This window comes from Bacillus sp. JK74, assembly GCF_053663395.1.
The window spans coordinates 112,894-132,643 of the sequence record NZ_JBSJQB010000004.1; the positions used below are offsets into that span (position 1 = coordinate 112,894).

General features: G+C 47.0%; 24 protein-coding genes. 20 read left to right on the forward strand and 4 right to left on the reverse strand.

Features of this window, described 5'->3' with window-relative positions; genetic code table 11:
• Positions 1–2: 2 nt before the first annotated feature.
• Positions 3–149, reverse strand: coding sequence for a Fur-regulated basic protein FbpB (gene fbpB, locus ACWJJ5_RS13710; RefSeq protein WP_003156206.1), 147 nt, complete (start codon positions 147–149; stop codon positions 3–5).
• Complete coding sequence (locus ACWJJ5_RS13715) at positions 136–315, reverse strand: Fur-regulated basic protein FbpA (protein WP_003156203.1); 180 nt, start codon at positions 313–315, stop codon at positions 136–138. The genes fbpB and ACWJJ5_RS13715 overlap by 14 nt, the downstream gene beginning before the upstream one ends.
• Positions 316–527: 212 nt before the next feature.
• On the opposite strand from ACWJJ5_RS13715, the gene ACWJJ5_RS13720 reads away from it, so the two are divergent.
• Positions 528–1,421, forward strand: coding sequence for a cation diffusion facilitator family transporter (locus ACWJJ5_RS13720; RefSeq protein ID WP_007410221.1), 894 nt, complete (start codon positions 528–530; stop codon positions 1,419–1,421).
• Here ACWJJ5_RS13720 and ACWJJ5_RS13725 read toward each other — a convergent pair.
• Complete coding sequence (locus ACWJJ5_RS13725; RefSeq protein ID WP_003156200.1) at positions 1,418–1,735, reverse strand: thioredoxin family protein; 318 nt, start codon at positions 1,733–1,735, stop codon at positions 1,418–1,420. The two genes, ACWJJ5_RS13720 and ACWJJ5_RS13725, sit on opposite strands and share 4 nt — an antisense overlap.
• A 153-nt stretch (positions 1,736–1,888) precedes the next feature.
• Between ACWJJ5_RS13725 and ACWJJ5_RS13730 the strand changes: the two genes are divergently transcribed.
• From ACWJJ5_RS13730 to ACWJJ5_RS13750, 5 genes are all read left to right on the forward strand, one after another.
• The gene (locus tag ACWJJ5_RS13730) at positions 1,889–2,974 is read left to right on the forward strand and encodes a D-alanine--D-alanine ligase (RefSeq protein WP_025853731.1); all 1,086 of its coding nucleotides are present in this window, start codon (positions 1,889–1,891) and stop codon (positions 2,972–2,974) included.
• 76 nt (positions 2,975–3,050) lie between these two features.
• On the forward strand, positions 3,051–4,421 hold the full coding sequence (locus ACWJJ5_RS13735) for a UDP-N-acetylmuramoyl-tripeptide--D-alanyl-D-alanine ligase (protein WP_454022471.1): 1,371 nt from the start codon (positions 3,051–3,053) through the stop codon (positions 4,419–4,421).
• Positions 4,422–4,751: 330 nt separating this feature from the next.
• The gene (cshA, locus tag ACWJJ5_RS13740) at positions 4,752–6,236 is read left to right on the forward strand and encodes a degradosome RNA helicase CshA (protein WP_003156196.1); all 1,485 of its coding nucleotides are present in this window, start codon (positions 4,752–4,754) and stop codon (positions 6,234–6,236) included.
• A 115-nt stretch (positions 6,237–6,351) separates the two neighbouring features.
• Positions 6,352–6,831, forward strand: coding sequence for a PH domain-containing protein (locus ACWJJ5_RS13745; RefSeq protein ID WP_003156195.1), 480 nt, complete (start codon positions 6,352–6,354; stop codon positions 6,829–6,831).
• A complete protein-coding gene (locus tag ACWJJ5_RS13750) occupies positions 6,821–8,287 on the forward strand; it encodes a PH domain-containing protein (protein WP_077721835.1) in 1,467 nt (488 codons plus the stop codon). The genes ACWJJ5_RS13745 and ACWJJ5_RS13750 overlap by 11 nt, the downstream gene beginning before the upstream one ends.
• Here ACWJJ5_RS13750 and ACWJJ5_RS13755 read toward each other — a convergent pair.
• On the reverse strand, positions 8,284–8,883 hold the full coding sequence (locus tag ACWJJ5_RS13755; protein ID WP_003156193.1) for a rhomboid family intramembrane serine protease: 600 nt from the start codon (positions 8,881–8,883) through the stop codon (positions 8,284–8,286). The genes ACWJJ5_RS13750 and ACWJJ5_RS13755 overlap by 4 nt on opposite strands.
• Before the next feature lie 92 nt (positions 8,884–8,975).
• Here ACWJJ5_RS13755 and acpS point away from each other — a divergent pair, with 92 nt between their 5' ends.
• The 14 genes from acpS to ACWJJ5_RS13825 all read left to right on the forward strand — a co-directional run bounded on the left by acpS (position 8,976) and on the right by ACWJJ5_RS13825 (position 19,748).
• Entirely contained in the window at positions 8,976–9,341 is a 366-nt protein-coding gene (gene acpS / locus ACWJJ5_RS13760) for a holo-ACP synthase (RefSeq protein ID WP_071392104.1), read from the forward strand.
• 164 nt (positions 9,342–9,505) lie between these two features.
• Entirely contained in the window at positions 9,506–10,513 is a 1,008-nt protein-coding gene (locus ACWJJ5_RS13765) for a LolA family protein (protein WP_003156191.1), read from the forward strand.
• Between the two features lie 116 nt (positions 10,514–10,629).
• Complete coding sequence (gene alr, locus ACWJJ5_RS13770) at positions 10,630–11,799, forward strand: alanine racemase (protein WP_077721837.1); 1,170 nt, start codon at positions 10,630–10,632, stop codon at positions 11,797–11,799.
• Positions 11,800–11,918: 119 nt separating this feature from the next.
• Positions 11,919–12,200: a type II toxin-antitoxin system antitoxin EndoAI gene (endB, locus tag ACWJJ5_RS13775; protein ID WP_003156188.1), complete on the forward strand. Its 282-nt coding sequence runs from the start codon at positions 11,919–11,921 to the stop codon at positions 12,198–12,200.
• Positions 12,201–12,205: 5 nt separating this feature from the next.
• Positions 12,206–12,556, forward strand: a complete 351-nt coding sequence (ndoA, locus tag ACWJJ5_RS13780; protein ID WP_003156187.1) for a type II toxin-antitoxin system endoribonuclease NdoA — start codon at positions 12,206–12,208, stop codon at positions 12,554–12,556.
• A 117-nt stretch (positions 12,557–12,673) separates the two neighbouring features.
• Positions 12,674–13,495: an STAS domain-containing protein gene (locus tag ACWJJ5_RS13785; RefSeq protein ID WP_003156182.1), complete on the forward strand. Its 822-nt coding sequence runs from the start codon at positions 12,674–12,676 to the stop codon at positions 13,493–13,495.
• A gap of 4 nt (positions 13,496–13,499) precedes the next feature.
• A complete protein-coding gene (gene rsbS, locus ACWJJ5_RS13790) occupies positions 13,500–13,865 on the forward strand; it encodes an RsbT antagonist protein RsbS (RefSeq protein WP_003156180.1) in 366 nt (121 codons plus the stop codon).
• A 2-nt stretch (positions 13,866–13,867) separates the two neighbouring features.
• A complete protein-coding gene (locus tag ACWJJ5_RS13795; RefSeq protein ID WP_003156178.1) occupies positions 13,868–14,269 on the forward strand; it encodes an anti-sigma regulatory factor in 402 nt (133 codons plus the stop codon).
• An 11-nt stretch (positions 14,270–14,280) separates the two neighbouring features.
• The gene (locus ACWJJ5_RS13800) at positions 14,281–15,288 is read left to right on the forward strand and encodes a PP2C family protein-serine/threonine phosphatase (RefSeq protein ID WP_003156177.1); all 1,008 of its coding nucleotides are present in this window, start codon (positions 14,281–14,283) and stop codon (positions 15,286–15,288) included.
• A gap of 63 nt (positions 15,289–15,351) precedes the next feature.
• Positions 15,352–15,681 (forward strand): anti-sigma factor antagonist RsbV, encoded by a 330-nt coding sequence (rsbV, locus tag ACWJJ5_RS13805; protein ID WP_003156176.1) that lies wholly within the window; start codon positions 15,352–15,354, stop codon positions 15,679–15,681.
• Positions 15,678–16,160: an anti-sigma B factor RsbW gene (gene rsbW / locus ACWJJ5_RS13810; protein ID WP_003156173.1), complete on the forward strand. Its 483-nt coding sequence runs from the start codon at positions 15,678–15,680 to the stop codon at positions 16,158–16,160. Before rsbV ends, rsbW begins: the two co-directional genes overlap by 4 nt.
• On the forward strand, positions 16,126–16,914 hold the full coding sequence (gene sigB / locus ACWJJ5_RS13815) for an RNA polymerase sigma factor SigB (protein ID WP_003156171.1): 789 nt from the start codon (positions 16,126–16,128) through the stop codon (positions 16,912–16,914). The genes rsbW and sigB overlap by 35 nt, the downstream gene beginning before the upstream one ends.
• The gene (locus ACWJJ5_RS13820; RefSeq protein ID WP_146276154.1) at positions 16,914–17,516 is read left to right on the forward strand and encodes a PP2C family serine/threonine-protein phosphatase; all 603 of its coding nucleotides are present in this window, start codon (positions 16,914–16,916) and stop codon (positions 17,514–17,516) included. Before sigB ends, ACWJJ5_RS13820 begins: the two co-directional genes overlap by 1 nt.
• 72 nt (positions 17,517–17,588) lie before the next feature.
• Positions 17,589–19,748, forward strand: coding sequence for a Tex family protein (locus ACWJJ5_RS13825; protein ID WP_146276156.1), 2,160 nt, complete (start codon positions 17,589–17,591; stop codon positions 19,746–19,748).
• Positions 19,749–19,750 lie beyond the last annotated feature (2 nt).

The window sequence follows — 19,750 nt, forward strand, 5'->3', positions numbered from 1 at the left end:
TTTTATGTATGGCTGTTGTGCCGGAGCAGTTTTTGATGCTTGCGGTCAATTCTGTCATAGATCACATTCATCAGCTTCTGATTATTCATAATGGCCGCCTTGTTTTCTTTTATCAGCTGTTCGTATGTTTTTATTTTACGTTTCGCCATGAGCCCGCACCTTCCTTACATATTTGTATTCGCTTTCTAATTCTCCGAGCGATAATTCATATAAATGCCGTTCCGACTTTTTGTATATTCCGTTATTGATCAGCAAATGGATCAGATGTTTTTTTCGTCCTTCAACGGATGATCTGAGCTGAGGAGAAGACCTCATGATTACCCTCCTAATCAAATGATATTGAGAATCATTATCAGTTAATGAAAGTATACAATGGACATATTCATATGTAAAGGAAAAATACCGCCAATTTTTCGACAAAAGTTTCCCGGGGAATAATGCTGTCGAATATTGCATTTGGTCAGATCAAAGCTGCTATTTTTCCGCTTTTCCATCCATACTATGAATGAGAATGGAGGAGTCCTTGCATGAATGATCAAACGGCAAACTTAAAACGGGGCGAAAAAGGCGCGATTCTTAATATCGCCGCGTACCTCATCCTTGCCGCCGTCAAACTGGTGATCGGTCTTATTTATCATTCCGAAGCGCTCAGAGCGGACGGGTTAAATAATGCCACGGATATTGTCGCATCACTGGCTGTGCTGATCGGGCTCCGGATTTCCCAGCGCCCCGCGGACAGTGATCATGCCTACGGACATTATCGGGCTGAAACAATTTCTTCATTAATTGCGTCTTTTATTATGATGGCGGTCGGTATTGAAGTGCTGATCGGAGGAGCAAAGGCGATTGTCAGCGGAACGGAGGCCGAGCCGAGCTTCATTGCGGCATGGACGGCGCTCGGAAGCGCGATTGTCATGTACGGCATGTATGTATATAACAGCCGTCTGGCGGATCGGGTTAAAAGTTCTGCGCTTCATGCGGCGGCGAAAGACAGCCGTTCTGACGCCTATGTCAGTATTGGGGCGTTTATAGGCGTCTTAACGGCCCGGCTTCATCTGCCGTGGATTGATCCGGTCATTGCCTTTCTGATCGGAATTATCATCTGTAAGACGGCATGGGACATCTTCAAAGATGCTTCCCACTCATTAACGGACGGGTTTGATCTGAAAGATTTGGAGCCGTATAAACACACAGTGAAAGAAATAAAAGAGGTCAGCAGGCTGAAGGATGTGAAAGCAAGGTATTTGGGGAGCACGGTTCATGTGGAAATGGTCATTACGGTAGATCCGGGACTGTCTGTGAAAGAAGGCCATGAAGTAGCCGATGAAGTCGAATATGCAATAAAACATGAACATGATGTGACTCATGTCCATGTTCATGTAGAGCCTGAAGTCATAAACAAAGATCGTGAAACGAATTAAATATGCTGTGATAAAAACTCTGTGACTTCTTCGGGCGTTTTCGCGTTTGCGCTGTGAAGATGCGCTTTCTTTTCGCCGTTTTTAAAGATCAGAAGGCTCGGTATGCCCATTACCTGATATTTGTCGGCAAGCTCAGGGAGCTCGTCTCTGTTCAGCTCATACCAATCATTTTGATTATATTCTTCCAAAATATCGCCGATGAACATATTCATGCGCGTGCAGTCAGGGCACCAGTCAGCGAAAAATTTCACGATGATTTCCTTGTCGGATTGAATAAGTTCATTAAATTGTTCTGTTGTACTGATTTTTTTCATATGACACATCTCCTTTTCCATGCCATTTTAATATAAAATAAAAAGGAATTACATACAAATGCTTTCATATTCAGAATGCCCAAAAATAATTAGATCATTTTCTGAGGAAAGTGATAAGATAGTAAAGATGAATTGTTGTGGGGGGAATATCCATTGAAAACAAGTCTAGGATTGGTGTACGGCGGAAAGTCAGCCGAACACAATGTATCGCTGCAGACAGCATTAGCTGTAACAAAAGCGCTTAATACTGAGAAGTTTGATATACATCCGATTTACATCACTGAAAAAGGAGAATGGCAAAGAGGCCCGCTGCTGACTGAGCCGGTTTCCAACGTGAAAATGCTTCAGCTGGAACAAAACGGTGAAAGTTTCGCTCTATCAGCATTGAACCGGGAAATGTTTCCAGAAGCGTCGCCTGACGAAAAGGCGCCGATCGATGTTGTATTTCCGCTTCTCCACGGACCGAACGGTGAAGACGGCACGATTCAGGGTCTGCTGGAATTGCTGAACGTTCCTTATGTCGGCAACGGCGTGCTTGCATCATCAGCCGGCATGGATAAAGTCATCATGAAGCATTTGTTTGCTCAAGCGGGGCTTCCGCAGGCGAAGTACGCCGCTTTTTTAAAAAAGGACTGGAAACAGACGCCGGACAGCTGCTTACAGCAGGTTGAAGAGGAGCTGGGATATCCGTGCTTCGTCAAACCGGCGAACCTCGGGTCAAGCGTCGGAATCAGCAAATGCCGAAACCGTGAAGAGCTTGAAAAAGCCTTCGAACTGGCTTTTGAGTATGACCGGAAAATTGTGGTGGAAGAAGGAATCGCCGGCAGAGAAATCGAAATCGGCGTGCTCGGAAATGACGAACCGAAATGTTCCGCCGTCGGTGAAATCGCACCGAAAACCGACTTTTACGATTACAAAGCGAAATATGAAGACGGCGACACGGATTTAATGATTCCCGCGCAAGTGACGAATGAACAATATGCGGTAATCAGCGAGATGGCGATTAAAGCCTTCAAAGCGATTGATGGATCAGGCCTTGTCCGCGCCGATTTCTTCCTGACCAATGACGGTCAAGTGCTCATTAACGAAGTGAACACAATGCCGGGCTTTACGCCATTCAGCATGTTCCCGCTGCTTTGGAAAGAAGCAGGCGTAGATTACAGTGATCTGATCGAACAGCTGGTTGAGCTGGCAAAAGAACGCCATGCCGAAAAACAGCTGATTAAACATACATTTTAATGAAGACGGACACTGCCTGAAGGGGCAGTGTCTTTTCCCGTAACAGACAACATTTTCAGAAAGCGAGGTGCCACCTTTGATAAAGCGAACTGTAAAACGAATCGCCGACATGGTCAAAGGCACACTGACAAATCCTGTATTTGAACAAACAATGATTGAGGGCGCCGCAACCGATACGCGGACTTTGGAAAAAAATCAGCTGTTCATTCCTTTAAAAGGCGAGCATTTTAACGGCCACACTTTTGTGCCTCAAGCATTCGAAAAAGGCGTTTCCGCGGTGTTGTGGGACCGCTCTGAGCCGAATCCGCCGGAAGAGCGTGCTGTCATCCTTGTCGATGACACGCTGGAGGCGCTGCAGACATTGGCGAAAGCTTATTTGAAAGAACTCGGCACACGGGTCATCGGGGTGACCGGGAGCAACGGAAAAACGACAACGAAAGACATGCTTCACGCCGTTCTCAGCACCCAGTACCGCGTTCACAAAACCGCCGGCAATTTCAACAACCATATCGGCCTGCCGCTGACCGTGCTTGCCATGCCTGAAGATACAGAAATCGCCGTTTTAGAAATGGGAATGAGCGCGAGAGGCGAAATTGATTTTCTGAGCCGTCTTGCTGAACCGGAAGCTGCCGTCATTACCAATATCGGCGAATCCCACATGCAGGATTTAGGCTCAAGAGAAGGAATTGCGGAGGCGAAACTTGAAATTATAAACGGACTTCGGGAAGACGGCGTTCTGTTTTATTTCGGGGATGAGCCGCTGCTCCGCGAAAAGGCGTACACTTGCCGGACAACGACATACGGCGCAGGCGCTGACAATGATCTCCGTCTGAAAGAAATAAAACAGGCGGAAGAAGGCACGTACTTCAATATCGACGGGATCGAACGTTCTTTCTTTATTCCGGTTCTCGGCAGACATAATGTGATGAATGCCATGGCCGCATACGCCGCCGGCATCTATTTCGGCATTACGCCGGAAAATGCCGCTCTGGGACTGAGCCGCCTGAAGGTGACGGGGATGAGATTGGAACTGGTTAAAACGGACAACGGCATCTCGATCGTAAACGACGCGTATAATGCGAGCCCGACGTCAATGAAAGCGGCGGTCGAATTAATCGAAACGATGAAAGGCTATCGGAAGAAAATGCTCGTGCTCGGTGATATGCTTGAACTCGGTGATGAAGAAAAAGCATTCCACGAAGAATGCGGAGCTGCGATCAATCCGGCGGAAATCGACCATGTATTTACTTACGGCACACTCGGCGCATTCATCGCTGACGGAGCGCGCCGGCATTTTGAAGAAGGGCGCGTCAGCCATTATCTTGACAAAAAAGAACTGCTTTGCGCCATACAGGAAAAGACCGCTTCCGGCGATCTCCTTCTGTTTAAAGCATCAAGAGGTATGAAGCTCGAAGAAATCGTTAAAGATTTATTAGAGAAGAAATGAAAAAATACCGATCAGCATTATAAAAATATACAAAAATGAAGAAACTAATTCAGGGTGAAATAATTCTGTCCGTATGAAAAAGAAAGGCCGCCGGCTGGGAAATCCCGTCCGGCGCGGGGTCCGGCCTCGTTCGCGGGAAGAATCCGGTCAGGCCGCTTCCGGCCGCCTGACCATCTCGCCTTATTGAAAAACACATAGTGTAATGGTAAGATTAAACGTAAAGTAATTCGGGCTTTGTATACGTATGATCCTGTCCTTTGGATGAAAGGGCAGTTTTTAGTGGTAAATCACGACATTACTGAAACAGCAATCAGAAGGAGTTTGAATAATTTGACTATAACGTTTCAAGATTTCCAATTAAGTTCTGATCTCATGAAATCAATCAATCGTATGGGATTTGAAGAAGCAACACCGATTCAGGCACAAACGATTCCGCTCGGACTTTTAAATAAAGATGTCATCGGACAAGCGCAAACAGGTACAGGTAAAACAGCTGCGTTCGGTATACCCCTTGTTGAAAAAATGAACCCCGAGTCTCCTAATATTCAAGCAATCGTAATCGCGCCAACCCGTGAATTAGCCATTCAAGTATCTGAAGAGTTATATAAAATCGGACAAGATAAGCGTGCGAAAGTGCTGCCTATTTACGGCGGTCAGGATATCGGACGTCAGATCCGCGCATTGAAGAAAAACCCGCATATCATCGTAGGTACGCCGGGGCGTCTTCTTGACCATATCAACCGCCGCACGATCCGTTTAAACAACGTGAACACGGTTGTCATGGACGAGGCTGATGAAATGCTGAACATGGGATTCATTGATGATATTGAATCCATTCTCTCAAACGTGCCGAGCGACCACCAAACGCTCTTATTCTCAGCAACAATGCCTGCGCCGATCAAACGGATCGCAGAGCGTTTCATGACTGAGCCGGAACACGTAAAAGTAAAAGCGAAAGAAATGACTGTGTCCAACATTCAGCAGTTCTACTTGGAAGTGCAGGAGCGCAAAAAATTCGATACGCTGACTCGTCTTCTTGACATTCAGTCTCCGGAACTTGCGATCGTATTCGGCCGTACAAAACGCCGTGTTGACGAATTGACGGAAGCGCTGAACCTTCGCGGATATGCGGCTGAAGGAATTCACGGCGACTTAACGCAGGCGAAGCGTATGGTAGCGCTCCGCAAGTTTAAAGAAGGTGCAATCGAAGTGCTTGTAGCGACTGACGTTGCTGCCCGCGGACTTGATATCTCAGGTGTTACCCACGTTTACAACTTTGACGTGCCTCAAGATCCTGAAAGTTACGTTCACCGTATCGGAAGAACGGGACGCGCAGGAAAAACGGGTATGGCGATGACGTTTATCACACCGCGTGAGAAAAACATGCTTCGCGCGATCGAACAAACGACAAAACGCAAAATGGACCGCATGAAAGAGCCGACGCTTGACGAAGCATTAGAAGGTCAGCAGCAGGTGACGGTTGACCGTCTGCGCACGGCGATCAGCGAAAACAACCTGAACTTCTACATGACGGCAGCTGCGGAATTGTTAGAAGATCATGATGCAGTGACAGTTGTGGCTGCAGCCATTAAAATGGCGACAAAAGAGCCGGACAGCACGCCTGTACGCCTCACTGATGAAGCGCCGATGGTCAGCAAACGCTATAAAAACCAGCGTACTTCTAAGCGCAGAGACGGCCAAGGCGGCGGCTACCGCGGCGGCAAAGGGAAAAACAACAACCGTTCTTCCTACGATAAAAAACGCTCAAGCGACCGCCGTTCTTCAGGTGACAGACGCCAGAAAAAATCATACTAAAACACAGGAAGCGGACCCTTTTACGGGGTCCGCTTTTTTTGATATGCCGGAAAGTGAATCTTTTTTGCAAATCAGCCGTATTTGTATGTATGATAAAAAATGGGAGGTAGGTATGTTGAGAGCACAGCCAAAAAATCGAATCAGTCCAAGCGGCTTAAAAGTCTGGCGTCTTCAGGAAATCATCCTGTCCGCCTTCTGTCTTCTGGCCGTTATAGCAGCAGCTGTTTTAAGCCATTTCTTCCATTGGCCGTATTGGATCACCGGAGTCCTCGGTATCATTTGGGTCATCGGTTCAGTGATATCCGTCTATGCCATACCGAAAATCAGGCACAGGATCTGGCGCTATGAGGTCCATGAAAATGAAATTGATATTCAATCCGGCATTTTTATAGTCAAACGGGTCATTGTGCCGATGGTGAGGGTGCAGCACGTAGATACTTCACAAGGCCCGCTCCTCAGAAGGTACCGTCTGGCCTCAGTCAAAATCTCCACGGCGGCAACCGTTCATTCCATTCCGGCGCTTGATATGGAGGAAGCTGACCGGCTGAGGGATTCCATTTCCCGTCTGGCAAGGGTGACGGAAGATGATGTCTGAGCCGAAACGTCTGCACCCGGCGGCCGTGATTTTGAACTTATTCCATATTATTATCGAAACCATTAAAAACATTATTCTGCCATTTTTTCTCGTCTATATTGTTAATTCCAACCACTTCATCCGCTTTTACGGAGGCATTGCGCTCGCCGTCCTGCTTATCTGGCTGATTACGGCAAGTGTGATCGAGTGGAGAAAATTTACATACCGGATTGAGGACGGAGAATTCAGAATTGAAGAAGGCTTGTTTTTTACGAAAAAGAGATACATCTCCATTGACCGGATTCAATCAATGAATACGAGTGCCGGCATCATTCAGCAGCTGTTTAAGCTTGTTAAGCTTCAAATCGAAACGGCCGGCGACGGGAAAGACGCCGAGGCTGTCTTATCCGCCATTACGGTGGAAGAGGCGGAACGGATCAGAGCGGCTGTTTTTCAGCAAAAAGCGGAGCAAGAAGAACGAGGGGAGACCGCAGCGGAGCAGGAGCCGATGCGCGGGGAAGATGTGCAATCCGTTTACCGCCTGTCTGTGGGTGAGCTGCTTATGGCCGCCTCAACATCCGGGGGGATCGGTGTCATCATCTCAGCGGTATTCGCCCTCTTTTCTCAGATTGATGAAGTACTTCCGATGGACTGGCTCTATGACAGGTTTTCCTTTCTCAAGCATGCGAGCATCGGCATATACGCCGTGATCATTTTCATAGGATTGTTCATCGCCTGGCTGTTAAGCATCGCCGGTATGATGATCAAGCATGCCAACTTTAAGATAGAAAAAAAGGAACACGAATTGGTCATTACGAGAGGAATTATTGAAAAACATCAAGTGACGATCCCGCTCCGTAAAATCCAAGCCATTAAAATTAAAGAAAATGTGATCAGGCAGTTATTCGGATACGCGACGGTTGCGATTGTCAGCGCCGGAAGTGCGGGGAATGAGAAAGAAGGAGCTCAGACGATTCTGTTTCCGATCATCCGCAAATCAAAGCTCGGTGTGATGCTGAACGGTTTCACACCGGATTACGTACTGGAAGAAAACAGGAATCATTTGCCGAAAAGGGCGCTGCGCCGGTATTTATTCCGCTCCGTTATCTTCTCGGTTTTCGTGATCATTCCGCTTTGTATTCTGTTTAAACCGTGGGGATATGCATCGCTCCTTGTGCTTCCCGTCGAACTGGTGCTGGGCTACGCCTCATTTAAGAGCGCGTCATGGTGCTTAAACGGCGGCCGGCTGCAGCTCACCACACGGCTGATCGGGAAGACGACCACGATTATGCTGAGAAGAAGAATGCAGATGTTTGAAGTCAGCCGCTCCTTTCTGCAAAAAAGAAGGCGGCTCGCATCTGTGGCTACCGCAGTGAAATCAGCTCACCACATGGAGCATGTCATGCTGAAGGATGTCAGCGAGGAAGATGCCGAACGCATCGGGCGCTGGTATTCATATGAAAAAGCGGACGGTTAATACCGCCGCTTTTTTTGCTGCACGCATAAAAAGGAAAGCAAAAATCCGCCTGCCAATCCGAACAAATGCGCCATAATGTTAATATTAGAATTGATAAACGTCGACAGTACCGCGATGATAAGCAGGGTCATAATCATTTTCGACTGATCCCGGCCGATCAGCTCCTTGCGGAAAACAGTCAGAAACACATACACGCCGAAAAGTCCGAAGATCGCGCCGGATGCGCCGACATGCACATAATCAAGCGGTTCGGCAAGATACGTGCCGATATTGCCGATAATGCCCGATGCGATGTACACAATCAAAAAACGGACTTTTCCGAGCATCTGCTCCAGCGGGGGCGCGAATAAAAAGAGAGACATGGAGTTAAACAAAAGGTGAGTGAAATTCGCATGTAAAAACATCGGTGTCACCAGCCGCCACCATTCTCCCGAGGAAACGCCGTAATTATAGCCGGTCACTGCATCTGACCACATCATGACGGAATGAAGCGGCATACTGAAAAACAGCCACAAGAACGCCTGCAGCGCCAAGATACAGCTGACGGCCGGATAACGTCTGATAAAAGTCTGGAAATTTTCCGTACGTATAAACATCGCAAGCCCCTTTGCATCTGATTTGTTACATATATAGTAACACGTTTATGACATAAACCGTTTTTTAGTACGGACTTTTAGGAGGAATTCACATGATTTTCGGAATCGGAATCGACATCGTTGAACTGCACAGAATTGAAAACATGATGAGCCGGCAGGCGAGGTTTCCGCAAAGAATATTGACGGAGGCTGAATACGCCCGTTTTACATTGCTGTCGGATAAAAGGAAAATTGAATTTCTCGCGGGAAGATTTGCGGCAAAAGAAGCCTTTTCGAAAGCATACGGCACAGGTATCGGCAAAGAGCTCAGCTTTCAGGATATTGAAACCGGAAACGACACGGCGGGCAAGCCGGTGCTGACCTGCGCCAAGCTGGACGGCGCGGCGGTTCACGTCTCCATTACCCATACAAAAGAATACGCCGCGGCACAGGTCGTGATTGAAAGGTTGTCACGCTAGTCTGCATATTAGCCGAAACCCCTTCATATATTTGATAGTGCATTAAGGGAGACAAGTTGTTTGAGGCTTTTATGGTACGCGTCCGTCCGTTCAGGGCGTACCGTTAAAGTCAAACAAGCGATTTCTTCCCTTTACATCAATTGAGAAGAAGGGGTTGAAAAAAGGTGAGAAAAAGCTTTGTTTTGCTTTTAACGGGACTGCTTGCCGTCCTTATTCTTTCGGCCTGCGGCCAAAAATCACAGGAAGATATCGTGAACGGTTTAGATAAGAAGGCGAAAGAATACACCTCGTACAAAGCGAAAGCCAAAATGACCATTCAGACGGGGAGTGATCCGCAAGTATACAATGTGGAAATCTGGCATAAAAAACCTTCCCTGTACCGGGTCTATCTGGAAAATCCGAAAAAAGACCAAAACCAAGTCATTTTACGGAACGCCAACGGAGTCTTTGTCCTTACGCCGTCTTTAAATAAGAGCTTCAGGTTCCAAAGCGATTGGCCGAATAACAGCAGCCAAGTATATTTGTTTGAGTCACTTGTAAAGGACGTGCAGCATGACAAAGACGCCGTCTATTCCGCCAAAGATAAAAAGTACACGTTTGAAACAAAAACAAACTATCAGCACAACAAAATGCTGCCGACTCAGGAAATCACTTTCAACAAAAAGGACATGAGCCCGTCGCTCGTCAAAGTGATGGATACAGACCGGAAAGTGATGGTAAAAGTCGAATTCAAAAGCTTTGAATTCAACAAGCCGTTTGATAAAGACTCTTTTGACGAGAAGAAAAATATGACGCTTTCCCAGATGGACGTCGCCACAAGCGCCAAGCCGTCTGATTCATTTGCGGTCAAAACACCGCTTCAAGTGCCGGCCGGCGTCAAAAAGCTTGAAGAGAAAGATATTTCAACGGCGGACGGCAAACGGATCGTCATGACTTACGGCGGAGAAAAATCCTTCACCCTTATTCAAGAAAAAGCCCATATCGCAAAAGCCGCCTCTGCCGTCACGCTGAAAGGCGAACCAGTTAATCTCGGCTTCACGGTGGCCGCATTATCTGATACGTCTTTAACGTGGACATATGACGGAGTCGATTATCTTCTGTCATCACAGGATCTGACAAAAGATGAAATGGTGGCCGCCGCTAAAAGCATGCAGGGACAGTCGTCAAAATAATGTCAAAAAAGAGGCCGCCGCTGTCGGTCTCTTTTTTGATTCCATTTCACTTTGCAGAATAATTTTAGTATGATAATAACAATATGAATTGAAAATAATGCTAGGAAGTGTATCGAATGAACACAGCATCCTTTTACAGAGAAACGTGGGCGGAAATCAACCTGTCCGCGATTAAAGAAAATGTCACGCATATGAAAAAACACATCGGGCAAAACGTCCATCTCATGGCGGTTGTAAAGGCGAACGCTTACGGCCACGGAGATTTGGAAGTTGGGAAAGCCGCGCTTGAAGCGGGTGCCTCTTGTCTTGCCGTAGCCATACTGGATGAAGCGATTTCATTGAGAAAACGGGGCATTACAGCGCCGATTCTCGTGCTTGGCGCCGTGCCGCCCGAATATGTACAAGCAGCTGCCGAGTATGACGTAACACTCACGGGGTATTCTGTTGAATGGCTTCAGGAAGCTGCGCGCCACCTCGGAGGTGCCACATTGCCGTTTCATCTGAAAGTCGACACCGGCATGAACAGACTCGGAGTCAAAACGGAGGAAGAAATCCAAAGCGTGTTAAAAATCCTCAGCCAAAATCCCGGTTTAGTCTGTAAAGGCGTATTCACCCATTTTGCTACCGCGGATGAGAAAAACAGAGATTATTTCCTCTTCCAGTTTGACCGCTTTAAAACATTGATCGCTCCGCTCCCTTTAAAAGAATTGATGGTGCACTGCGCGAACAGCGCCGCCGGACTTCGCCTTAAAAAAGGCTTCTTTAACGCGGTTCGTTTCGGCATCAGTATGTACGGGCTTCGTCCTTCTGCTGACATCCAAAGCGAAATTCCGTTTCAATTAAAGCCGGCTTTTGCGCTGCACTCTGTGTTATCCCATGTGAAAAAGATCCGCAAAGGGGAAAGCGTCAGCTACGGCGCAACATATACGGCAGAGAAGGATCAATGGATTGGAACGGTTCCCATCGGCTATGCAGACGGGTGGCTCCGCAAGCTGAGCGGCACGTCTGTGCTGATCGGCGGCAAACGGATGAACATCGCGGGAAGAATCTGCATGGATCAATTGATGGTCGAATTAGATCACTCTTATCCGCCGGGCACCAAAGTCACCCTGATCGGCAGCCAGAAGGAAGAAACGATCACGATGGATGAAATCGCAGGGCGGCTTGAGACGATTAATTACGAGGTCCCTTGTACCATTAGTTCCCGCGTTCCCCGTATGTTTTTGGAAAATGAGAGTATAATGGAAGTAAGAAATCCTTTACTGCAAGATAATACAAACAAGTAGCCGTCATCCGGAAAAAGAGAATTTATAAAACAGCTTTGCTTGACGTTTGAATAATGGTATCATTATGTCTGGATGGATGAATTGGTCGTATCCGTAAGTTTGGTGGAGGTGTATGTTTTTTGTCTGAATCCAGCGCAAGAACCGAAATGAAAATCAGCTTGCCCGAAAACTTAGTAGCTGAATTGGATGGTGTAGCGATGCGGGAGAAACGAAGCAGAAACGAACTGATATCACAAGCAGTGAGAGCGTATGTCAGCGAACGGACGACTCGCCATAACCGTGATTTGATGAGACGCGGGTATATGGAAATGGCGAAAATCAACTTGAATATCTCTTCTGAGGCTCACTATGCTGAGTGCGAAGCAGAAACGACCGTTGAGCGCTTAGTCAGCGGAGGATAATCATTTTGATTGTAAAGCGCGGCGATGTTTATTTTGCTGATTTATCTCCTGTTGTTGGCTCAGAGCAAGGCGGCGTACGCCCGGTTTTAGTGATCCAGAATGATATCGGAAATCGCTTTAGCCCGACTGCTATTGTTGCAGCCATAACAGCCCAAATACAGAAAGCGAAATTACCAACCCACGTCGAAATTGATGCAAAACGCTACGGTTTTGAAAGAGATTCCGTTATTTTGCTGGAGCAAATTCGGACGATTGACAAGCAAAGATTAACGGATAAAATAACTCATCTGGATGATGAAATGATGGATAAGGTTGATGAAGCCCTGCAAATCAGTTTGGCACTCATTGATTTTTAGTCATATTTTGGTTGCTCATATAGAGCAACTTTTTTTGTTTTCGAAAAACATAAGCGCTATAATAAAGAGATAATCAAACAAAATTTGTTGTTTTGTGTCGGGAGGTCAGTGAAACCCATGTCGAATCAGAAAGTGTATCAGTTCATTATTGATCAGCATGATGAACTGCTTGATACTTGGACAGCCAAACTAAAAGAAGTAGGCAATCAGGAAGACTATCAGCTTACGAATCACATATGTGAAAATATTTGTAAAGACTATATAGACATTCTTTTATTATCGACAAAAAATGACGAGGCTACGGAAGAGCAGATCAGTGAACTCGCACTGCGCGCCGTTCAGCTCGGCCTGTCGCTGAAACTTCTTTCAGCCACCCTGTCAGAGTTTTGGAAACTGCTTTACGAAACGATGGTCGACCTTAATATGGCCGATCAGGACAGAGCAGATTTGATTTTGGAAATAGACAGCTTTTTCAATCCGATCAACACGGAAATCTTAAATCAGTATTCTATCTCCTGGGAAAAAACGGTTACTTTGCAAAAAATCGCGCTTCAGGAATTGTCGGCTCCGCTGATCCCGGTATTTGAGCATGTAACGGTCATGCCGCTTGTCGGGACGATTGATACGGAGCGTGCAAAGCATATTATGGAAAATCTGTTAAACGGCGTCGTAAAGCACCGTTCACAGGTTGTATTAATTGATATTACGGGCGTGCCGGTCGTTGATACGATGGTGGCGCACCATATTATTCAGGCATCAGAAGCGGTGCGGCTTGTCGGCGCGAAATGTCTGCTCGTCGGAATCCGTCCGGAAATCGCGCAGACGATCGTTAATCTGGGAATTGATTTGTCGCAGGTTATTACGAAGAATACCCTTCAAAAAGGAATTCAAACAGCGCTTGAAATGACAAATCGAAAAATCGTTTCATTGGGGGAATAACATTGTGAGACATCCAAAAATCCCGATCCTGAAACTGTATAACTGCTTATTGGTATCCATCCAATGGGAGCTTGACGACCAGACAGCTTTGCATTTTCAAGAAGATCTGCTGAACAAAATCTATGAAACCGGCGCAAACGGGGTCGTCATTGACCTGACATCCGTTGACATGATCGATTCATTTATCGCGAAAGTGCTCGGCGATGTCATCACCATGTCTAAATTGATGGGTGCAAAGGTCGTATTGACGGGAATTCAGCCGGCTGTGGCGGTCACATTGATTGAACTCGGAATCTCACTTGAGGAAATCGAAACGGCGCTCGATTTAGAGCAAGGGCTTGAGACATTGAAGCGGGAATTGGGGGAATAGCGATGAACGACCAATCCTGTGTGAAAATCATGACAGAATGGGATATCGTGGCCGCCAGACAGCTTGGCCGCAACGTTGCGAAGGAATTAGGCTTCGGCACGGTGGACCAGGCCAGAATCACGACGGCTATCTCAGAATTGGCCAGAAACATTTACTTATATGCAGGCAAGGGCCAGGTCAGCATAGAACAAGTAAACGACAGAGGGAAAAAAGGCCTTAAAATTATAGCAGAAGACAAAGGACCCGGAATCCCCGACATCCGTAAAGTGATGGAAGACGGCTTTTCAACGTCAGGCGGACTGGGAGCGGGACTTCCGGGCGTCAAAAGGCTGATGGACGAATTCAGCCTGCAATCTGTTGCAGAGGAAGGAACAGAGATTCAAGCCGTAAAATGGCTTCGGTAGGAGGTTAGAACGTGGATTTCAGGGAGGTTATAGAGCAGCGGTATCATCAGCTGCTTAGCCGATATATAGCCGAATTAACAGAAACATCTTTATATCAAGCCCAAAAATTCAGCCGAAAAACGATTGAACATCAGGTTCCTCCGGAGGAGATCATCAGCATCCACCGAAAAGTGGTAAAGGAACTGTATCCGGATCTGCCGGAAGATGTTTTTCATTCGCTGGATTTTTTAATAGAAGTCATGATTGGCTACGGGATGGCTTATCAGGAACACCAAAGTCTGCGAGATATCCAGCAGGAGCTTCGTTCAGAAATTGAAATTGCCGCAAATGTTCAGCAGACGCTGCTGGGCACAAAAATTCCTGAAGAAGAAGAACTGGATATCGGGGCGATCAGCGTCCCCGCCAAGCAAATGAGCGGGGACTATTATCACTTTGTCAAAGACAAGGAATCGATTAACATCGCGATAGCCGATGTCATCGGAAAAGGAATACCCGCCGCATTGTGCATGTCGATGATCAAGTATGCCATGGACTCTCTTCCGGAGATCGGCATTCACCCCTCCCAAGTGCTGAAAAATCTTAACCGCGTTGTAGAACAGAACGTGGACTCAAGCATGTTTATCACCATGTTTTACGCAAACTACAATACGAAAAATCACCAATTTACATATGCTTCTGCGGGGCATGAACCGGGCTTCTACTACTCTGAAAAAGAAAAAAAGTTTTATGATCTGGAGGCAAAAGGATTGGTGCTGGGAATTTCCCAGGATTTTGATTACAGCCAATATGAACAGCACATGGACGAAGGAGACATGATCGTTCTTTTTTCTGACGGCGTCACCGAATGCCGCACCGAAAACGGTTTCTTAGAACGCAGCGACATTCAGCGCATGCTGGAAGAACATATGGATTGCTCCGCGCAGGATATGGTCAAAAATATTTACGACAGCCTGCTGAGACTTCAGGACTTTCAGCTTCATGACGATTTTACGTTAATTGTTTTGAAAAGAAAGGTTTAAAAAAACAGCAGCACGGGTAAAAAGCCATTAGCACGAGTAAGGATAACTTTCAGAGGTGATACGATGAATTTAACGGTAGATATGAAGGAGAATCTTTCAGATATACAAATCAATATCGCTGGAGAAATCGATGTATACTCAGCTCCGGTGGTTCGTGAAAAGCTGATGCCCCTGGCAAACGAGGGGAAGGACATGAGAATCTGCTTAAAAGATGTAAATTATATGGACAGTACGGGTTTAGGCGTTTTTGTAGGCGTGTTTAAAACGGTGAGCAAGGAAGGCGGCTCTCTGAAGCTTGAGAATCTTTCCGACCGGCTCGTCCGTCTGTTTGAAATTACGGGGCTTAAGGACATCATCGACATTTCGGCAAAGTCAGAAGGTGGCGTGCAATGAGTACATCAGTTGATTATATAGAGATGAAAATTCCGGCCGAACCGGAATATGTAGGAATCGTCAGGCTTACGTTATCAGGAGTCGCCAGCAGAATGGGCTATACCTATGATGACATTGAAGATTTGAAAATCGCTGTCAGCGAAGCTTGTACAAACGCTGTCCAGCATGCATACAAAGATGAAAATAAGGGAGAAGTATCCGTGCGGTTCGGTGTGTTTGAGGATCGGCTGGAGGTCATTGTCGCCGATCAGGGAGACAGCTTTGATTTTGATCAGAAGCAGCAGGATCTCGGGCCGTACACACCTTCGCACACAGTCGATCAATTGTCAGAAGGAGGGCTCGGTCTGTATTTAATGGAAACGCTCATGGATGAAGTCAAAGTTCAAAGCAACTCTGGCGTAACCGTGGCGATGACAAAGTATTTAAATGGGGAGCGAGTTGATCATGGCACAACCATCAAAAACTACGAAACTAACTAAAGATGAAGTTGATCGGCTCATACGCGACTTTCAAACACATGATAATAAAGAAGCCCAGGAAACACTCGTCGAGGTGTATACCAATCTCGTCGAAATGCTGGCAAAGAAATATTCAAAAGGAAAAAGCTTTCACGAAGACCTCCGCCAGGTCGGGATGATCGGACTTCTCGGAGCCATTAAACGGTATGATCCCGAGGTCGGCAAATCCTTTGAAGCATTTGCGATTCCGACCATCATCGGCGAGATCAAACGCTTCCTCAGGGATAAAACATGGAGCGTACACGTCCCGAGACGGATTAAAGAACTCGGGCCGCGCATTAAAATGGCGGTGGATCAGCTGACGACAGAGACGCAGCGGTCGCCGAAAGTCGAAGAAATCGCAGCCTTTCTCGATGTGTCAGAAGAGGAAGTGCTTGAAACGATGGAGATGGGAAAAAGCTATCAGGCGCTTTCTGTCGATCACAGCATCGAAGCGGATGCGGACGGAAGCACCGTCACGATTTTAGATATCGTCGGGTCGCAGGAGGAAGGATACGAACGCGTCAACCAGCAGATGATGATCAAAAGCGTGCTTCATGTGCTGTCCGACCGCGAAAAACAGATTATCGATCTAACATTTGTGCAAAATAAAAGCCAAAAAGAAACAGGGGACATTCTCGGAATATCTCAAATGCACGTCTCGCGCCTGCAGCGGAAAGCGGTGAAAAAACTGAGAGAGGCCTTGATTGGAGATCCCTCCATGGAGCTAATGTAATGATTCAGGTTGAAGAAAATGAACATGTTCAAACTCTCGTATACCAATTAAATAAAGAAGGCAAGTCCATATGCGGCGACAGCTTTTTTATGAAGGCGAATGAAGAAGAATTAGTTTGCGCGGTAGCGGACGGTCTCGGCAGCGGATCTCTTGCCAACGAATCCTCGTCAGCCATTAAAGACATCGTGGAAACGTATGCGAATGAGGATGTGGAAAGCATCATTGAGCGCTGCAATCAAGCGATGAAAAACAAAAGAGGGGCGACTGCCTCCATCTTAAAAATCAATTTCATCAAAAGGGAATTGACATACTGCTCGATCGGCAACGTCCGTTTCTTCCTGCACTCCCCATCAGGCGAAGTCTTTCATCCGCTGCCGATTTCGGGTTACCTCTCAGGCAAACCGCAAAGATACAAAACGTATACGTCATCATACGAAAAAGGGGCGACATTCATCATCTACACGGATGGGCTTGAGGTTCCGCATATCCGCACCTGCTTAAAGCAGGGACACTCAATAGAAGAAATATCAAAATCACTTCATCCGTACACAACATCCAGACGTGATGATTTGACCTATATTCTCGGGCAGCTTTTATCGTAAGGCTGCTTTTTTTATGTTCCGCCGTTTTTTGATACACTAGAGAAAGAAAGAAGAGATGGAGGCTTTTGTGATATGGAAACGTTAGCCCTTTTGAAAAAACAAATTGCTGAAGAAACAGCGTTATCCCAAAAACATGTCGAAAGTGTCATCCGCCTGCTGGAAGACGGCAATACCGTCCCGTTTATTGCGCGGTACCGAAAAGAGCAGACCGGCTCAATGGACGAGGTGCAGATTCAGGCAATCTCCGAGCGGTGGCAATACATACAAAACCTGACGCAGCGGAAAGAGGAAGTCATCAGATTGATCTCTGAGCAGGACAAGCTGACGGACGGGCTGAAGCAAAAAATCGAGCAAGCGGTGAAGCTTCAGGAAGTCGAGGATTTATACCGCCCCTTCAAACAAAAACGGAAAACAAAAGCCACCGTCGCCAAAAGCAAAGGCCTTGAACCGCTTGCGGACTATATTCTTTCTCTCCCGAAAGAAGACCGCCTTCACGACGTCGCTGATCAATATATCAGTGCAGAAAAAGAAGTCGCTTCAAGAGAGGAAGCCATTGAAGGCGCGAAGCACATCATAGCCGAACAAATCTCGGATGATCCTCATTTCAGAAAGTGGATCCGCCAGGAAACGTATAAAAAAGGAATTCTCACTTCCGCGGCAGGCAAGTCAGCCGCAGATGACGAGAAAAACGTCTATGAAATGTACTACGAGTACGAAGAGCCGATCCAAAAGGTCGTTCCTCACAGAGTGCTTGCGATGAACCGCGGTGAAAAAGAAGGCATTTTAAAGATTGCGATCGAACCGCCCGCCGATCAGATAAAAGCTTATTTAGAAAAGCAAATCATCAAACACCGTGAAACACCTGTGAAAGAAACGCTGAAAGAAGCCATTGAGGACAGTTACAAGCGCCTGATCCAGCCGGCTATTGAGCGTGACATCCGCAAAGAGCTGTCAGAAAAAGCAGACGCCCAGGCGATCCATATTTTCGCTGAAAACCTGCGTAAGCTCCTGCTGCAGCCGCCGATGAAGGGAAAAGTCGTGCTCGGCGTCGATCCGGCCTTCCGTACGGGGTGCAAACTGGCAGTCGTTGATGAGACGGGAAAAGTGCTGAAAATCGACGTCATTTACCCGCACGCTCCCGTAAAAAAGACAGCGGAAGCCCGGAAAAAAATCAAAGAATTGCTGGACCGGTACGAAGTCGAGGTTGTGGCGATCGGAAACGGCACGGCATCACGGGAGACAGAGCAATTCGTCGTTGATGTGCTGAAAGAAACAGAGCGGGACATTTATTATGTCATCGTCAATGAGGCCGGAGCAAGCGTGTATTCCGCATCAGAAATCGCCCGTGAGGAATTTCCGGATTTTCAGGTCGAAGAGCGCAGCGCCGTCTCCATCGCGCGGAGATTGCAGGACCCGCTGGCCGAGCTTGTGAAAATTGATCCTAAATCCGTCGGTGTCGGGCAATACCAGCATGATGTCAGCCAAAAGCATTTAAACGAATCTCTCCGTTTTGTCGTAGAGACCGTCGTCAACCAAGTCGGGGTGAATGTCAATACAGCATCAGCCGCGCTGCTTCAATATGTAGCCGGGTTATCCAAAACCGTTGCCGGCAATATCGTTAAAAAAAGGGAAGAGCTCGGAAAATTTACAAACCGCAAAGAGCTGAAAGAAATCCCGCGTCTCGGCGCAAAAACATATGAACAGTGCATCGGCTTTTTGAGAGTGCCCGGAGGACGGGAGCCGCTCGACCGCACCGGAATACACCCGGAAAGCTATAAAGAGACAAAGGCGCTGCTCAAAAAACTGCAGCTCACTGCGGATCAGATCGGAAGCGCGGACGCAAAAGAGAAAATAAGCGCATTGCCGCTTTCTGAAACGGCTGAAGAGCTCGGTATAGGGGAGATTACGCTTGCGGATATTTGCGGGCAGCTGACAAGGCCGGAGCGAGATCCCCGTGACGAAGTGCCGAAGCCTTTGCTGAAAAAAGACGTTCTGCAGCTTGAGGATTTAAAGGAAGGAATGGAATTGCAGGGCACCGTCCGCAACGTTGTGGACTTCGGCGCTTTCGTTGATATCGGCGTCAAGCAGGACGGGCTTGTGCACATCTCAAAACTGAGTAATCAATTCGTCAAACATCCTCTCGACGTCGTATCGGTCGGAGACATCGTCACCGTATGGGTCGAAGGGGTGGACGTGCAAAAAGGCAGAGTGTCGCTGTCTATGGTAAAATAAAA

What these genes read in the sequence shown, in the direction of transcription:
- fbpB (WP_003156206.1), bottom strand. Translation starts at nt 149, where the DNA reads ATGGCGAAACGTAAAATAAAAACATACGAACAGCTGATAAAAGAAAAC.
- ACWJJ5_RS13715 (WP_003156203.1), bottom strand. Translation starts at nt 315, where the DNA reads ATGAGGTCTTCTCCTCAGCTCAGATCATCCGTTGAAGGACGAAAAAAA.
- alr (WP_077721837.1), top strand. Translation starts at nt 10,630, where the DNA reads ATGAACACAGCATCCTTTTACAGAGAAACGTGGGCGGAAATCAACCTG.
- acpS (WP_071392104.1), top strand. Translation starts at nt 8,976, where the DNA reads ATGATTTTCGGAATCGGAATCGACATCGTTGAACTGCACAGAATTGAA.
- ACWJJ5_RS13750 (WP_077721835.1), top strand. Translation starts at nt 6,821, where the DNA reads ATGATGTCTGAGCCGAAACGTCTGCACCCGGCGGCCGTGATTTTGAAC.
- ACWJJ5_RS13720 (WP_007410221.1), top strand. Translation starts at nt 528, where the DNA reads ATGAATGATCAAACGGCAAACTTAAAACGGGGCGAAAAAGGCGCGATT.
- rsbV (WP_003156176.1), top strand. Translation starts at nt 15,352, where the DNA reads ATGAATTTAACGGTAGATATGAAGGAGAATCTTTCAGATATACAAATC.
- ACWJJ5_RS13785 (WP_003156182.1), top strand. Translation starts at nt 12,674, where the DNA reads ATGTCGAATCAGAAAGTGTATCAGTTCATTATTGATCAGCATGATGAA.
- ACWJJ5_RS13725 (WP_003156200.1), bottom strand. Translation starts at nt 1,735, where the DNA reads ATGAAAAAAATCAGTACAACAGAACAATTTAATGAACTTATTCAATCC.
- rsbW (WP_003156173.1), top strand. Translation starts at nt 15,678, where the DNA reads ATGAGTACATCAGTTGATTATATAGAGATGAAAATTCCGGCCGAACCG.
- sigB (WP_003156171.1), top strand. Translation starts at nt 16,126, where the DNA reads ATGGCACAACCATCAAAAACTACGAAACTAACTAAAGATGAAGTTGAT.
- ACWJJ5_RS13755 (WP_003156193.1), bottom strand. Translation starts at nt 8,883, where the DNA reads ATGTTTATACGTACGGAAAATTTCCAGACTTTTATCAGACGTTATCCG.
- ACWJJ5_RS13795 (WP_003156178.1), top strand. Translation starts at nt 13,868, where the DNA reads ATGAACGACCAATCCTGTGTGAAAATCATGACAGAATGGGATATCGTG.
- ACWJJ5_RS13825 (WP_146276156.1), top strand. Translation starts at nt 17,589, where the DNA reads ATGGAAACGTTAGCCCTTTTGAAAAAACAAATTGCTGAAGAAACAGCG.
- ACWJJ5_RS13820 (WP_146276154.1), top strand. Translation starts at nt 16,914, where the DNA reads ATGATTCAGGTTGAAGAAAATGAACATGTTCAAACTCTCGTATACCAA.